This window comes from Nocardia thailandica NBRC 100428 (assembly GCF_000308795.1).
In the GTDB taxonomy this organism is placed as follows: domain Bacteria; phylum Actinomycetota; class Actinomycetes; order Mycobacteriales; family Mycobacteriaceae; genus Nocardia; species Nocardia thailandica.
This window is the reverse complement of the sequence record NZ_BAGK01000193.1, coordinates 1-14,843: the sequence shown is the minus strand read 5'-3', so window position 1 is coordinate 14,843 and position 14,843 is coordinate 1. Positions and strand designations below refer to the sequence as shown.

Here is a 14,843-nt window from a genome sequence, read left to right as displayed (position 1 = left end):
GATGTTCGTCCTCGACGAACGGCAGGACCCGGCGCCGGTGGCGGTCACCGCCGCCGCGGCGCCGGGTCCGCGCCGCGTCCTGCCCCGGCTGGCCCGCACCGCGGTCCCCTACCTGTATCTCGCGCCCGCGCTGATCCTGCTGGTGGTGTGGACCTACCGGCCGCTGATCCAGGCGGTGGAACTGTCCACCTACTCGTGGAACATGCTGCCGACCGCGCCGATGAAGCCCGTCGGCACCGGCAACTACGAACGGCTGCTGGAACTCCCGGCCTTCCGCGGCTCGCTGTGGCGTACCTTCACCCTGATCGCGGGCCTGCTCCCGTTCACCGTGGTGCTGCCGGTGCTCATCGCGCTGGCCGGCCGGCGCGTGCACGGGCGGGCGCGCACCGTCTACCAGGCGCTGGTGTTCGCGCCGTTCCTCGTGGCGCCGGTCGCCGCGGCCGCCGTCTGGCGCTGGCTGCTGCACCCCGGCAGCGGATTCGTCGACCAGGTGCTCGGCTCCGACCGCAACTGGGTCTACGAGGAGGGCACCGCCCAGGGGGTGATCGTGGTGATCACCGCCTGGCAGCTCATCGGTTTCGCGGTGCTGGTGGTGTGGGCCGGGCTGGCGGGCATCAGCGGCGACTACGACGAGGCGGCCCGCGTCGACGGCGCCTCGGCCGGGCAGATCCGGCGCTGGATCACCCTGCCGCTGCTCTCGCCGACGCTGCTGTTCCTCGTGCTGACCACGATCCTGCTCAGCCCGACCCTGAGCTTCCCGATCATCGACTCGATGACCCAGGGCGGTCCGGCACAGGCCACCACCAACATCTACTACCTGCTGTGGGACTACGCCTTCCACAGCTTCGACGCCGGGCTCAGCGCGGCGGCGGGGGTGCTGTTGTTCCTCGGCTTCGGCGTGATCGCCTCGGTGCTGGTGTGGATCTCGGAGAAGGTGGCCATCCATGACGATTGACCGACTGCGCGGCCTCGGGGCGCACCTGCTGCTCGCGATCACCGCGCTGCTGTGCGTGTTCCCCATCTACTGGCTGTTCGCCACCGCGCTGCGCAGGCCACAGGACGTCACCTCGCTCTCGCCGATCCCGTGGCCGTTGTCGACGGCGAACTTCGCCGACGCGGCGGACAAGGTCGACGTCACCGGGCTGATCGCCAACACGTTCTTCGTGGCGGCGCTCTCCGCGGCGGGCCAGCTGCTGGTGGCGCTGCTGGCCTCCTACGCCTTCGCCATGTACACCTTCCCGCTGCAGCGGTTGCTGTACCTGGCGTTCGTCGGCACCTGGCTGGTGCCGTTCCAGGTGACGATGCTGCCGAACTACATCCTGCTCAACGACCTCGGCCTCATCAACAACCTGCTCGGCGTGGTCGTCCCGACGCTGTGCTCGGCGCTCGGGGTGCTGCTGCTGCGCCAGCACATGGCCTCGTTCCCCAAGGAGCTGATCGCCGCCGCCCGCATCGACGGGCGCACCTCCTGGTCGATCCTGTGGACCGTGGTGGTGCCCAATCTGCGCCCCGCGCTCGCCGCGCTGGGCATCCTGCTGTTCATCAACGCGTGGAACGAGTACTTCTGGCCTGCCGTCGTCCTGCGCCGCGACAACAGCGTCCTGCAGCTGGGGCTGCGTTCGTTCATGGGCACCGAGGGTGACCAGTGGGGGCCGATGATGGCCCTGGCCGGCCTGGCGTGCCTGCCGGTGCTGCTGCTGTACCTGGTGCTGCAGCGCCACATCGTCAACGCCTTCGTGCGGTCGGGACTGAAGTAGGTCGGGCGCCCCGCGGGGCGCCCGACCTGTTCCCGTCCGCCGCGGGCGGACTCACTGACGGTAGGTGCCGAGGAAGCGGCCGATGCGCTCGATGATGGCTTCGAGCTCGTCGGCGTGCGGGAGGGTCACGATGCGGAAGTGGTCGGGCCGCGCCCAGTTGAAGCCGGTGCCCTGCACGATGTGGATCTTCTCCTGCAGCAGCAGGTCGAGGACGAACTTCTCGTCGTCGTGGATGGGATAGACGTCCAGGTCGATGCGGGGGAAGACGTACAGCGCGCCCTTGGGCTTGACGCAGGAGATGCCGGGGATGGCGTTGAGGGCCTCGTAGGCGCGGTCGCGCTGTTCGCGCAGCCGGCCACCGGGCAGCACCAGGTCGTTGATGCTCTGGTAGCCGCCGAGGGCGGCCTGGATCGCCTGCTGGCCGGGCACATTCGAGCACAGGCGGAGCCCGGCGAGCATGGTGAGCCCCTCGAGGTAGCTCGCGGCGTGCTGGGTGGGCCCGGAGACCACCAGCCAGCCCGAGCGCAGCCCGGCGCCGCGGTAGTTCTTGGACAGGCCCGAGAAGGTCAGTACCAGCAGGTCCGGCGCCAGGGAGGCGACCGCGGTGTGGGTCAGGCCGTCGAAGTAGATCTTGTCGTAGATCTCGTCGGCGAAGACGACCAGGTTGTGACGGCGCGCGATCTCGAGGATCTCGCGCACGACCTCGGGCGGGTAGACCGCGCCGGTCGGATTGTTCGGGTTGATCAGCACGATCGCGCGGGTGCGGTCGGTGATCTTGGCGGTGATGTCGGCCAGGTCCGGATACCAGTCGGCGCCCTCGTCGCAGACGTAGTGCACCGGCTTGCCGCCGTTGAGCGCGGTGGCCGCGGTCCACAGCGGGAAGTCCGGGGCCGGGACGAGGACCTCGTCGCCGTTCTCGAGCAGCGCCGTCATCGCCATCATGATCAGCTCGGAGACGCCGTTGCCCAGGAACACCTCCTCGACGCCGACGCCGTCCACGCCGAGGGTCTGGTAGTACTGCACGACCGCGCGCCGGGCCGAGAGCAGCCCCTTGGACGAGGAGTAGCCCGTGGAGACCGGCAGCGTGCGGACCATGTCCTGCAACAGATCCGGCGGCGCCTCGAAGCCGAACACCTGCGGGTTGCCGGTGTTGAGCTTGACCACGTGATGCCCCTCGGCCTCGAGCCGCGCGGCTTCCTCGGCCACCGGACCGCGGATCTCGTACGACACTCCCGCCAGCTTGCTGGACTGCTTGACCTGCATGGACATCCCTTCCCAGGTGTGGTTGCCGCACACTCTACTTGGTATTTCCAAGTTTTCACTTGGTTTTTCCAAGCTCCGGGCTAGAGTAGTACACGTGCCACGCCGAAGCTACGCCCACTACTGCGCCGTCAGCCGCGCGCTCGACCTGGTCGGGGACCGCTGGAACCTGCTGGTCGTGCGGGAACTCACCGCAGGCCCGCGCCGCTACAGCGACCTGTTCGCCGACCTCCCCGGCATCAGCACCGACATGCTCGCGACCCGGCTCAAGGACCTCGAGCGCGACGGCATCCTCACCCACCGACGCAACGGCCCCCGCTCGGCCACGGCGGTCTACGAACTCACCGACGCGGGCCACGCCCTGCGCCCCGTCCTCGACGCCCTCGCGGTCTGGGGCACGCCCCTGCTCGGCGAACGCAAGCCCACCGATGCCGTGCGCCCCCACTGGTTGGCCCTGCCGCTGGGCCGCGCGGTGGCCGCGTCGGTCGGCGAGGGCACGGTCACCGTCGGCATCGGCGACACCACCCTGCACTACGTGATCACCGCCGACGGCACCACCCATCACGACGGCCCCGCGCCCCACCCCGACCACGAATTCCGCCTCGAGCTCACCGAGGCCGTCGATGTCGCCACCGGCCTGCGCCCCCTGACGGGCGACCGGTCCACCGCCGGGCGGCCCTCCGAGCGCGAACAGGCGTCCCCGTAGCGCGGCACCGCCCCACGGTTCGCGGCACGAGACCGTCCGGATCGCGACGCCGTGGGGACCGTTCCTGACACCGGTTTCCCGGCGACGACCGCAGCATTTCCGGTGCTGCGCGACGACGCGGCGGCGGGCGGCGCGGTGGGTTAGCCTGACGCTGGGCCACGGCGTGGTGGCGCGGAGAGGACGGTCCGGCGATGCAGGTGTTCCATCATCAGGGGAATGTGATCGCCTTCGACGAGGCGGGCGCCGGAAGGCCGATCGTGTTCCTGCACAACCTCGGGGGCGACCGGCGGATCTGGCAGGCGCAGTTCGAGGCGCTGCGGGCGACGAACCGGGTCTTCGCGGTCGACCTGCTGGGCTACGGCGACTCCGACGCGCCGCGGTCGGGCTACACCCTCGAGACCTACGTGAGCATTCTCGGCGCGTTCCTCGAGGAGCTGGAGCTGCGCGACGTCACCCTGGTCGGGCACTGTTTCGGCAGCGCGGTGTCGCTGCTGTACACCCGCGAGCGGCCCGAGCGGATCAGCGCGCTGGTACTGAGCAGCCCGCTCACCGCGGCCACCCTGCGCCCCACCCGCACCGGCAAGCTGGCCCTGCTCGGGCCACTGGTGAATCTCGATCGCGTACTCGCCCGGGTCTCCGTCCCCGTGCCGCTGGCCCGCCGGATCGTCGGTGAGCAGTTCGGCACGCTGTCGGCCCCGGAGTCCGGACGCCTCGCCGAACACCTGACCCGCCGGTGGACCGAACGCAGGCGACTGATGGTCACCGCGGCGATCTCGCGGGAGCTCCCCCGCCTCGCCGCCCTGGACGACTTCGTACCGGGCGCGGACTTCCCGCCGATCACCACCGTCTGGGGCGCCCGCAACCGGGTGCTGTCGGCCGAGGCGGGTGCAGGCCTCAACCGGACGTTGCGGCCGGTGCGCGAGGTCGTGGTCCCCGACGCCGGGCACCTCGTGATGGCCGAGGCGCCCGACACCGTCATCGAGGCGGTCCGCGACGCCCTGTGCGGTGCGCCGGGCTGACGCGGTGTCACTCCCGCCGGCGGCGACGATGCCGAGCGGGGTGCGCGGGGCGACGTCGCTCCGCGCCACCCGCCCGGCCGCGACCACGAGCGGGATTCAGCTGGGCTGCAGGGCTTCCCGCGTCGGCGCCGTGCCGGACAGGGTGCCGATCAGGGCCGTGTCGTGGGTGGCGTCACGGAAGCGCGGGTGGTCGAGGACGTCGTGGAGGAACTCGGTGGTCGTCGCGACCCCGGCGCCGCGCAGGCGCGTCTCGGCCAGTGCCCGGCGCATGCGGGCGATGGCGGTGGCGCGGTCGGGCGCCCAGACGACCACCTTGGCCAGCAGCGAATCGTAGTGCGGCGGAACGGCGTAGCCGGTGTGCACGTGGGTGTCGACGCGCACGAACTGCCCGCCGGGCAGCAGGCATTCGCCCAGCGTGCCCGGGGCGGGGGCGAAATCGCGCCGCGGGTCCTCGGCGTTCACGCGGCACTCGATGGCGACCCCGGCGGGCCGGACGCCCGCGCCGAGGGCCAGGGGCTCGCCGGCGGCGATGCGCAGTTGTTCGGCGACCAGGTCGATGCCGGTGACCATCTCGGTGACCGGGTGTTCGACCTGGAGCCGGCAGTTGACCTCCATGAAGTAGAAGCTGCCGTCGGGGGCGAGCAGGAACTCCACCGTGCCCGCGCCGACGTAACCCGCCGCGCGGCAGCCGCGCACGGCCGCGGCGCCGATGTCCTCGGCCAGTTCGGCGGACAGGCCCGGCGCCGGGGACTCCTCCACGAGCTTCTGGTGGCGGCGTTGCAGCGAGCAGTCGCGCAGCCCCAGGTGCACGACGGTGCCGTGGGTGTCGGCCAGGATCTGCGCTTCGACGTGGCGCGCGGATTCCAGATAGCGCTCCAGGTAGAGGCGGCCGTCGCCGAAGACCGCGGCGGCCGTCGCCCTGGTCTGCTGCCAGGCGGCGGCGAACTCCGCGCCGTCGCGCACCACCCGCATGCCGCGCCCGCCGCCCCCGGCGACCGCCTTCACGATCACCGGATAGCCGATCTCGTCGGCCAGGGCCCTGGCCGCCTCGACGTTCGCGATCGGGTCGCGGCTGCCGGGCAGCAGCGGCAGCCCGGCGTCGGCCATGAGCGCGCGGGCGGTGGACTTGTCCCCGAGCCGGGTCATGACATCGGCGGGCGCACCGATGAAGATCAGCCCTTCGGCCTCGCACACCTCCGCGAAATCCGGGTTCTCCGAGAGGAATCCGTAGCCGGGATGGATGGCGTCGGCGCCGGTCGCCCGCGCGGCCTCGATGACGGCCGGGATGTAGAGGTAGGAGCGCTTGGCGGCGGCCGGGCCGATCTGCACCGCCTCGTCGGCCAGCCGCACCGCCGCCGAGTCCCGGTCCGCGGCCGAGTACACCGCCACGGTGGCGATGCCGAGTTCGGCGCAGGTCCGGATGACCCGGACCGCGATCTCACCGCGGTTGGCGACGAGGACCTTGCGGATCACGCGGGTCACCGCAACGCCTCGAATTCGGCGAGGGCCTGCCCGTATTCGACGGCGTCGCCGTTGCCGGCGTGGAACGCGACGACCACACCCTCGCGCGCCGCGGTCACCGGGATCATGAGCTTCATCGCCTCGATGATCCCGATCTGCTGACCGGGCCGGACCGGGTCGCCCTCGGCGACGAAGGGGGCCGCGCCCGGTTCGGCGGCGCGGTAGAACACGCCGACGGTCTCGGCGGTGAGGGTGAAGGTCGGGGCCGCGGCGGATCCGTTCCGCGCGGCCTGCGGGTGACCGTCGCCGCCCGCACCCGCGGGGTCCGCGCCGGTCGCGGGCGCCGGAGCGGAGGCGGGGCCGGCCGGGTGGCCCGGCACCGCGCCGAAGCCCGGCGCGTAGGGGAGGTAGCCCGCCACGCCGGCGGCCACCGCACCCGCCGCCGGGTTCGCGGCCGCGCCGGGATCGGGCCATTCGAGCCGGATCCGCAAGGGGCCGTTGCCGACCGAGACCACGGTGGGCGCGGGCTCGGTGGCGGCGCGCAGGTGCAGCGCGTGCCGGGTGAGCAGGGCCAGGCCCTCCTCGGCGGCGCCTGCGTCCAGGGGCGCCTCGGCCGGGAGCCCGGCGGCGGTCGTGAGCTCGGTGTCGCGCGCGTGGGCGGCGGTGTCGGGGGTCGCGGTCATCGGGGGTCTCCCTGGCGTGCGGTGGTGCGGTCGGGGGTGTGGGCCTGGCCGAAGGCGCGGAAGCGGTGGTGACGCTGGGCGATCAGCTCGGCGGAGGGCCAGGCGCGCAGTTCGGCCACGGCCTGGGTGAGCGCGCGCCGCAGCAGCGCCGAGGCGGCCAGCGGGTCCCGGTCGGCGCCGCCCTCGGGTTCGGGGACGACGGCGTCGGCGACGCCGAGTTCGAGCAGGGAGCGGGCGTCGACCCGCAGCGCGGCCGCGGCGCGGGGCGCGGCGGCGGCGTCCTTCCACAGGATGGACGCGCACCCTTCGGGGCTGATGACCGAGTAGACGGCGTTCTCGCACATCAGTACCCGGTCGGCGACGGCGAGCGCGAGGGCGCCACCGGACCCGCCCTCGCCGGTGATGACGCACACGACCGGAACCGGCAGCCCGGCCAGCAGTTTCAGCGATTCGGCGATGGCGACGGCCTGACCCCGCTCCTCGGCCTCGATGCCCGGGTAGGCGCCCGCGGTGTCGACGAGGGTGACCACCGGCAGGCCGAGTTTGGCGGCGAGCCGGAACAGCCGGGCGGCCTTGCGGTAGCCGGCGGGGGTGGGCATGCCGTAGTTGCGGGCGGTGAGTTCGCCCGCGGTGTGGCCCTTCTGGGTGCCCGCCACGGCGACGGGCATGCCGTCGAGGCGGGCAAGACCGGTGATCATGGCGGGGCAGTCGGCGGACATCCGGTCGCCGTGCAGTTCGGTGAAGTCGTCGAAGGCGGCGGCGAGGTGGTCCAGGGTGGTCGGCCTGCCGAGGCGGCGCGCGGCGCGGACCGAGTCCCAGGGGGCGCGTTCGGGCAGGGCGGCGGGGTCGGTGCGCACGGCGCCGGGATCGCCGGGCCCGGGCCGCCGGGCACCGCGAACGGTGAACCCGACCAGGCGGGACAGCCTGGCGCGCAGGCTGTTCCGGTGGCAGATCATGTCGACGATGCCGTGCTCGAGGAGGAACTCGGCGGTCTGGAAGCCCGGGGGCAGCGTCTGGCCGATGGTCTGGGCGATGACCCGGGGCCCGGCGAAGCCGAGCCGGGCGCCGGGTTCGGCGACGATGATGTCGGTGGAGGTGGCGAAGGAGGCCGCGACGCCGCCGTAGGTGGGATCGGTGACGACCGAGATCGTCAGCACGCCCGCGTCGTCGAGGCGGCGCAGGGCGCGACTGGTCTTGGCCATCTGCATGAGGGCGAGGATGCCCTCCTGCATGCGTGCCCCGCCGGAGGCGGTGACGATGATCAGTGGCGCCCGTTCGGCGAGGGCGGTCTCGGCGGCGGCGGTGATCGCCTCGCCGACCGCGCTGCCCAGGCTGCCGCCGAGGAAGCGGAAGTCCATCACGGCCAGCACGACCGGGGTGCCGTCGAGGGCGCCGCGCACGCACCGCACCGCCTCGTCGAGGCCGGTGCGCGCGGCCGCTTCCCGCAGGCGCCGCGGGTAGGGCTTGGTGTCGGCGAAGGCCAGGGGGTCGGCGACGGTGGCGGCGGCGCCGATCGGGCTCGCCGTCCCCGGGTCGAGGAGCTGGTCGATGCGCTCGTCGGCGGTGAGGGTGCCGTGGGCGTCGCACTCCGGGCAGACCCGGCCCGCGCGGTCGTAGCGTTTGCGGTAGATCATCGCCGCGCAGCTGGGGCACAGCTCCCAGGCGGCGCCGGTGGTGGCTGCGGCGGTGTCGAGTACGGTCATCGCTCCTCCAGGGGCCGGGGCACATAGCGCGCGCACGCCGCGGGCAGGCGGACGCCCGCCGTGCGCAACTGGGCGACGCGGGTCTGATAGGCCGCGCCGAACATGATCTGCGCGGCCAGGTCGGCCACGCCGCGATGGGCGGGGGCGGCCAGGTAGGTGCCGGCGGCCCAGGTGTTGAAGGCGCCCATGGCCGGCCCGCACCAGATCTGGTAGTCGGCGAGCCGGTCGGCCTGACCGCGGATGCTCCAGCCCGAGGACAGGCCGAGGTACCAGCGGAAGACCAGCGCCATGCGCTGTTTGGGGTCGCGTTCGGCGCCGGCGAGCTGGGCGGGGTCGCGCTCGGTGAAGTACCGGACGCACTCGTCCCAGATCTCGTCGAGCGGCCTGCGGAACAGGGTCCGCTCCAGCTCGGCGCGCACGGCCGTGGGCAGGGCGTCGAGACCGTCGTAGCCGCGGTAGAGGTCGTAGAGCCGCTGGGCGCGCGCGGCGAACAGGGTGCCCCGGCGCAGGACCTGCACCTGGACCCCGAGCTCGAACATGTCCGAGGACGGCGACATGGTCGTGTCGGCGAACTCGGCGGTGGCCAGCAGTTCCTTGGTGGCCGGGCACTGCGCGGCCTCGCGGGTGGCCTGGTTGATCGAACCGGTGACCACGTAGGCGGCGCCGAGCGCGAAGGCCGCCGCCGCGGCGTCGGGGGTGCCGATGCCACCCGCCGCGCCGACGCGGACGGCGGCCGCGGCGGGCTCGGCGCGGGCCACCCGGTCGCGGGCGGCGAGCAGTTCGGGCAGCAGGACGGTCAGCGGCCTGCGGTCGGTGTGGCCGCCGGAGTCCGCCTCGGCGGTGATGTCGTCGGCCATCGGCACGTGCGCGGCCAGCCGGGCCTGCTCGGCGGTGAGTTCGCCGCGATCGACGAGCGCGGTGAGCAGCCGGGTGGGCGCGGGCCGCAGGAACAGCTCGGCGACCTCGACGCGGGAGACCTTGGCGATGAGCCGGTGCCGCCGCTCGATGCGGCCTCGGGGGTCGGCCACCAGCCCGGCGGCGCGGTAGCGCACCACCTGCGGGGTGAGGTCCATGAAGGCCGAGGCCTCCACGCACCGCACGTCGTGGCGCAGGCACGCCTCGACGATGGCGGTCTCCAGCGCGGGTTCGGACGGGCTGTGGATGAGGTTGCAGGCGAACGGTTTCCCGCGCAGCCTGCCCGACAGCTCGGCCAGGGCGGCGTCGACCGCGCGGGGTGTCACCCCGGCGGCGCCGTAGGAACCGAGGTAGCCGGCCTCGGCCAGGGCGCCGACCAGGGCCGGTGAGGCGATCCCGTTGGCCATCGCGCCAGCGGCGTAGGCCGCGCGCACGCCGTGGGCGGCGCGGAAACCGCTGTCGCCCAGGTGTTCCGGCGGCAGCGGCGCCACCGCGGCCAGGACCGTGGCGCGCGCGGCGGCGGCCTCGTCGGCGGTGGCGGCCACGCCGTCGCCCGTGCGCACGATCCAGAGCGGTCGGTGCAGATCGAGCAGCAGGGCGGCGATGCCCTCGGCGGTGGTGGCGAGCGCGGGGGTCACGGTGGTCATCGGGTGTGCTCCCGTTCGGTGAGTTCCACGCCCAGGTCGAGGAGTTCGTAGATGCGCAGGCCCGGCTTCCACAGCGAGGCGTCCACCAGCACGGTCACCCCGCGCGGGCCGCGGCGCACCTCCTTGATGTGGGCCTCGAGCTCGACGGTGCCGTCGGTCGGCAGGAACTGGCCGCGGTAGCGCCAGGTGAACTCGATCCCGGCCGGGATGCTGAACACCGGGTCGGTCAGGTCCTCGGCGAACCCGGCGTCGAGGATCCATTCCTGGACGGCGTGGATCACCGACTCCACCCCGAGCGAGCCGGGGATCACCGGGTCGAGGTGGAAGTGGCGCTCGAAGTACCAGTCCGACGGGTCGATCTCGCGCAGCGAGTGCAGGTAACCCTCGCCGTACCGGCCGCCGCCGTCGACGACCTCCACGGTGTCGATGAGCGCCAGGGCGCGCCGGGCGCACAGCGGCGCGGCCGGATCGGCGCGGCGCGCGGCCACGTCGATCACCCGCACCGGCCCGCCGGGGTTGGCGGACAGCCAGCCCGGGGCGGGGCGGCCCGCGTCCAGGCCGGTCTGATTGGCCAGGGCCTCGTCGCTGAAGTAGCCGAACATGGTCTCGCCGCGGTAGAACGGTTCGCCGTCGGCGCTGAGGGTGTAGTCGAAGGTCTGCAGGGACGAGCCGGGCAGGATGGTGGTGGAGAGCATCCGCGAACGCTGGTGGATCGTCTTGTCGCGCAGGTCGACCCGGCGCAGGACCGTGGCGGTGCCGCCGAGGTTGCGCAGGCTCAGCGTGGTGCCGGGCTGGGTGAGGGTCGGGCCGGCGTAGTAGCCCATGAGCAGCGCCGCCTGCAGGGAGGTCTCCATGTAGACGAAGTGCGGCAGGGACTCGTTGGCGGTGTCGGCGTAGTACCAGGAATCGGCCGGGGAGTCGTATTCGCTGGTGTAGGCGGCGGTGTCGAGCCTGCCGCGCTCGCCGTCGAAGTCCAGCACCCGGTCGACCAGCAGCAGGCCGCCGGTGGGCAGGCGGGTGGCGCGCACGCCGGTGTAGGGCGCGAACTCCGGGCCGAGGGCGATGGCCTGGTCGCCGCGGGCGAGGTGGGTCATGTGGAATTCGCTCAGCAGCAGGTCGCCGGTGGCGAGGCCGGGTCCGAGCGGTTGCCCGGCCGGTTCGCGCAGCACGACCTCGACCGCGAATTCGGAACCCGCGGCGCGGGCGGTGCCGCGCACGAACGGCCGGGGCACCAGATCGGCCGCGCCGACCTCGAATTCGACGATCCCCTCCCCCGCCGCGGCGGTGCCGCGCACGGTGCCGTCGGCGGCGGTGCCGCGCACGGTGCCGTCGAAACGGCTGCCCGCCACGGCCAGGTGCTGGCCGGTGAACAGGGCGAAGAGCTCGGCCGCTTCCCGCGCCGCGGCGGCCGCGTCACCGCGGAACCGGGCGACGACCCGGCCCTGGGACTCCCCCGCGGCCGGGCTGATCGCGAGGACCTCGGTGAGGACCGCCGATGGGCCGGGCCGAACACCTCGGCGACCGCGCCCTGGGTGAGCAGGGCGAGGGCGGCCGCGTCGAGGGTTCGTCGGGGGGTGCGCGCCAGGGGCTTGAAGGATCCCTCGGGCGCGGGGAGGACGCCGCCGCCGGTGTGCGCGGGGTCGCTCGCGCCGCCGGAGACCGGGGCGACCAGCGCGCCGTCGTGATCGCCCACCGCGATCCGTGCGGCCGTGGCGTCCGGCGCCGACGGGGACCCGGTCGCCGGGATCGCGGCGAGCGCCTGCTGCCACAGCGCCCGCTGCAGGGCGCTCTGCGCGGCGAGCGCGGTCTCGTGCGCGGTCACGAGGCCGGCGCGCACCTGGGCGAGGACTGCGGCCGCGGTGGCGGCCGGGTCGGCGTGCGGGTCCGCGCCGGCCGACGCGGTGTCGGGGTGCGGCCGGTGGGCCTCCCCGCCGTCCGGCCCCGGTCCGGCCGGTCCGGCCTCGCCGGGCGCCGTCGGGGCGCCGAGCTCCGTCCGGGTGGCCGCCGCCGGGGCGGCGGGCTCTGTCGGGGTTCCGGGGTCGCCGGGCGTGGTGGCCCGGGCGCCGACGGGATCGAAGGCGATCCCGTCGAATTCGAGGACCGTCATGCCGTCCACTTCCTCACCGAGGTCTGGAATTTGTCCGTCAGGTCCGGGGTCGTCACCACGGTGACGTCCGAGAACCGTTGCAGTACCGTGCCGTCCGTGGCCACGGCGGTGGCATCGACGCGCACCTCCATGCGGCCGGCGCGGGGGTTGTCCACCACGAGGGCGAACGGGCGCGCGGTGGGCAGCGGCCGGTGGTAGTCGACGCGGCCGACGCCGAGGGGCAGGCAGGCCGTGCCGAGCAACCGGTGCCCGAGGACCGGCGGACCCTGCAGGATCAGGTCCGCGGTGGCGGGGTGGTGCAGGTGCCCGCCGAAACCCCGGTGGGGGCCCGGGTTCTCGGGCAGCAGGCAGTCGAAGACGATTTCCGCGTCACTGCGCGACCGCACCCCGACCAGGCCCTGGAGGGCGGGCGCGTGGAACTGCACGCCGTCGCGGTAGATCCAGGCCGCGTCCTCGCCGGGCCCGGCGGGCAACGCCCGGCTCCCGCCGTCGGTGGCGGCGGTGGCCAGCAGCAGGGTCGCCCGGAAGTGGGCGACACGGCCGTCGCGCACCGTCACCCGGACCGCGCGCCGCCCGTCCACGGTGCCCGCGGGTTCGAGTTCCAGGTCGAGCCCGGTGACCGGATGGTCGAAGACCAGGCCCTTGAGCACCTGGAAGTCGCGCACGCCGGTCACGGTCTGCCCGGGCGCGGTGCGCTCGGCCAGGGCGACCATGGCGCCGAGCCCGTAGGTGGCGGGCAGCACGAGGTGCTCCCCCACCCGGTGGGCGGCGACGTGCCGGTCCTCGGTGAGGCCGGTCAGCCCGCGCCGGGCCCGCACCGTGGCGGGAGCCCGCTCGCCGGTGGACAGCGCGGTGGCCGCCCCGACCAGCAGCACCGGTTCGGTCCGGCGCGCCACGGCGAACTGCGCGGTGAACGCGGCCGCGCCCGCGGCCGGGGCCAGCAGCGGGATGCCGCGGGCCGCGAAGTGCTCCCGCAGCGCGGGGGTCACCATGCCCCCGTCCCAGGCGCCCCAGTCGATCGCGGTGACGACCCGGTCCGGATGCCGGTGGTGCACGCTCGCCGCGTAGCGGGTCAGCGCCTCGTTGGCGGCGGCGTAGTCGGCCTGCCCGGTGTTGCCGAACAGTCCGGCGACGGAGGTGAACAGCACCAGGTGGCGCGGTTCGCCCGCGGCGGCGAGCACCGCGGCCAGGCCGGCGATCTTGGGCGCGAGCACCCGGTCGATGGACTCGGCGGTCTTGGCCGGGATGAGCGAGTCGGACAGTACGCCCGCGCCGTGGACCACGCCGGTGATGCGGTCCCGCCACGGCGCGAGGGCCGCGGTGAGCGCCGCGCCGTCGGTGGCGTCGACGGCCAGGTATTCGGCCCGGTCGCCGAGCGCGGCCAGGGTGGCCGCGATCTCGCGGTTGGCCAGGACCGCGGCGCAGGCCCGGTCGATCTCGCGGGGCGTGACGCCTTGTCCGGCCAGTGCCCGTACGGCGGCGGGCTTGAGTGCCTCGTCGGCGATTCCGGCCGCCCAGTCCGGGTCCGTCGCCCGGGCGGTGCGGCCGAGCAGCAGGAACCGGGCCGCGCAGGAGCGGGCCAGGTCGAGCACGCAGGTCGCGGTCACGCCGCGCGCGCCGCCGGTGACGACGAGCAGGTCGTCGGCGGTGAGCACCGAGGGGCCCGCGTCGGTGCCCGCCCGGACGACGTCGCTGTCCGTCGCGGGCGCGTACCGGCTCGGGACCGGGGTGCGGCGCACGCCGGCGTCGTCGATGCCGACCTCGAGGGTGTCCACGGCGACGTCGCAGAGTTCCTCGACCAGCAGCTCGGCCACCGCGCCCGGCAGTGCCGTCGGCGCGATGTCGACCGCGCGGCAGAACACCTCGGGCAACTCGGCGGCCAGCGTCTTGACCAGGCCACCGAGCCCGCCGAGCAGGGCCGCCACCGGGTCGGCGTCGCCCCGCAGGCCGAGGTGCCCGTCGAGCCGGGTGACGGTGACGAAGGCGGCGCGGTCGCGGGCCTCCCGCAGGCCGGGCAGCGCCCGGCCCGCGGCCAGGATGGCCTCGCGCAGGATGCGCTGGGCCTGGTCCCAGTCGACGCCCACGCCGGCGACGAGGACGACCACGTCGACCGGGCCCGCGGGCAGGTCGTCCGCGCCGGTGGCGCGGCGCACCGTCCAGCTGCGCGCGGTGAGCAGCTCGTCGATCGCCTCGCAGTCGGTGGCGCCGGAGGGATCCAGGCAGATCACCGTGGCGCGCCCGGCGGGCGGATACGGCTGCGCCGCCGGGTCGATCGGTCCGAGTTCGACGAGTCCGACGACATGCCGCGGCGTCTCGGCCGCGGCCTCAGCTTTTGGGTGGACATCACCCCCGGCCAGCTCGCCCACGATCTGGTCGAGTGTGCGCAATGTCCCCAGCTGCTCGGGACCGAGGTTCGGTAGGCCGGGGAAGCGTTCCTGCAGGGCACCGATCACCTGCACCCGCTTGATCGAATCCACGCCCAGATCCGCCTCCAGGTCCATCGACGGGTCGACCATCTCCACCGGGTAGCCGGTTTTGTCGGCGACCACCTCGCGCAGGGCCTGGCGCAGGGCGTCCGCGGAGGT

At 74.0% G+C, this 14,843-nt stretch carries 11 protein-coding genes; 4 read left to right on the top strand and 7 right to left on the bottom strand.

Going from position 1 to position 14,843, the window contains the following annotated elements:
- Position 1: 1 nt before the first annotated feature.
- Positions 2 to 955 carry a carbohydrate ABC transporter permease gene (locus tag ON36_RS21490; protein ID WP_043656590.1) on the top strand — a complete coding sequence of 318 codons (954 nt, stop codon included), beginning with the start codon at positions 2 to 4 and terminating at the stop codon, positions 953 to 955.
- Entirely contained in the window at positions 945 to 1,757 is an 813-nt protein-coding gene (locus ON36_RS21485; protein WP_043656587.1) for a carbohydrate ABC transporter permease, read from the top strand. The genes ON36_RS21490 and ON36_RS21485 overlap by 11 nt, the downstream gene beginning before the upstream one ends.
- 51 nt (positions 1,758 to 1,808) lie before the next feature.
- Here ON36_RS21485 and ON36_RS21480 read toward each other — a convergent pair whose 3' ends face one another.
- Positions 1,809 to 3,020: a pyridoxal phosphate-dependent aminotransferase gene (locus tag ON36_RS21480; RefSeq protein WP_043656687.1), complete on the bottom strand. Its 1,212-nt coding sequence runs from the start codon at positions 3,018 to 3,020 to the stop codon at positions 1,809 to 1,811.
- 94 nt (positions 3,021 to 3,114) lie between these two features.
- Between ON36_RS21480 and ON36_RS21475 the strand changes: the two genes are divergently transcribed.
- Together ON36_RS21475 and ON36_RS21470 are read left to right on the top strand one after the other, a co-directional pair.
- Positions 3,115 to 3,723, top strand: coding sequence for a winged helix-turn-helix transcriptional regulator (locus ON36_RS21475; protein WP_052314224.1), 609 nt, complete (start codon positions 3,115 to 3,117; stop codon positions 3,721 to 3,723).
- 191 nt (positions 3,724 to 3,914) lie between these two features.
- Positions 3,915 to 4,742 carry an alpha/beta fold hydrolase gene (locus ON36_RS21470; protein ID WP_043656585.1) on the top strand — a complete coding sequence of 276 codons (828 nt, stop codon included), beginning with the start codon at positions 3,915 to 3,917 and terminating at the stop codon, positions 4,740 to 4,742.
- A gap of 96 nt (positions 4,743 to 4,838) precedes the next feature.
- Here ON36_RS21470 and ON36_RS21465 read toward each other — a convergent pair whose 3' ends face one another.
- The 6 genes from ON36_RS21465 to ON36_RS36680 form a co-directional block, all read right to left on the bottom strand.
- Positions 4,839 to 6,224 carry an acetyl-CoA carboxylase biotin carboxylase subunit gene (locus tag ON36_RS21465; protein WP_218001224.1) on the bottom strand — a complete coding sequence of 462 codons (1,386 nt, stop codon included), beginning with the start codon at positions 6,222 to 6,224 and terminating at the stop codon, positions 4,839 to 4,841.
- Entirely contained in the window at positions 6,221 to 6,886 is a 666-nt protein-coding gene (locus ON36_RS32915; RefSeq protein ID WP_052314223.1) for an acetyl-CoA carboxylase biotin carboxyl carrier protein, read from the bottom strand. Before ON36_RS32915 ends, ON36_RS21465 begins: the two co-directional genes overlap by 4 nt.
- On the bottom strand, positions 6,883 to 8,589 hold the full coding sequence (locus ON36_RS21455; RefSeq protein WP_052314222.1) for an acetyl-CoA carboxylase carboxyl transferase subunit: 1,707 nt from the start codon (positions 8,587 to 8,589) through the stop codon (positions 6,883 to 6,885). The genes ON36_RS32915 and ON36_RS21455 overlap by 4 nt, the downstream gene beginning before the upstream one ends.
- A complete protein-coding gene (locus ON36_RS21450) occupies positions 8,586 to 10,151 on the bottom strand; it encodes a PfaD family polyunsaturated fatty acid/polyketide biosynthesis protein (RefSeq protein ID WP_043656582.1) in 1,566 nt (521 codons plus the stop codon). Before ON36_RS21450 ends, ON36_RS21455 begins: the two co-directional genes overlap by 4 nt.
- Positions 10,148 to 11,500, bottom strand: coding sequence for a hotdog family protein (locus tag ON36_RS36350; protein ID WP_052314221.1), 1,353 nt, complete (start codon positions 11,498 to 11,500; stop codon positions 10,148 to 10,150). Before ON36_RS36350 ends, ON36_RS21450 begins: the two co-directional genes overlap by 4 nt.
- A gap of 754 nt (positions 11,501 to 12,254) precedes the next feature.
- A partial coding sequence (locus ON36_RS36680) for a KR domain-containing protein (RefSeq protein WP_043656579.1) occupies positions 12,255 to 14,843 on the bottom strand: 2,589 nt, incomplete at its 5' end.

Coding starts and splice junctions, on each gene's coding strand:
- ON36_RS21490 (WP_043656590.1), top strand. CDS start 2: ATGTTCGTCCTCGACGAACGGCAGGACCCGGCGCCGGTGGCGGTCACC.
- ON36_RS21485 (WP_043656587.1), top strand. CDS start 945: ATGACGATTGACCGACTGCGCGGCCTCGGGGCGCACCTGCTGCTCGCG.
- ON36_RS21480 (WP_043656687.1), bottom strand. CDS start 3,020: ATGCAGGTCAAGCAGTCCAGCAAGCTGGCGGGAGTGTCGTACGAGATC.
- ON36_RS21470 (WP_043656585.1), top strand. CDS start 3,915: ATGCAGGTGTTCCATCATCAGGGGAATGTGATCGCCTTCGACGAGGCG.
- ON36_RS32915 (WP_052314223.1), bottom strand. CDS start 6,886: ATGACCGCGACCCCCGACACCGCCGCCCACGCGCGCGACACCGAGCTC.
- ON36_RS21455 (WP_052314222.1), bottom strand. CDS start 8,589: ATGACCGTACTCGACACCGCCGCAGCCACCACCGGCGCCGCCTGGGAG.
- ON36_RS21450 (WP_043656582.1), bottom strand. CDS start 10,151: ATGACCACCGTGACCCCCGCGCTCGCCACCACCGCCGAGGGCATCGCC.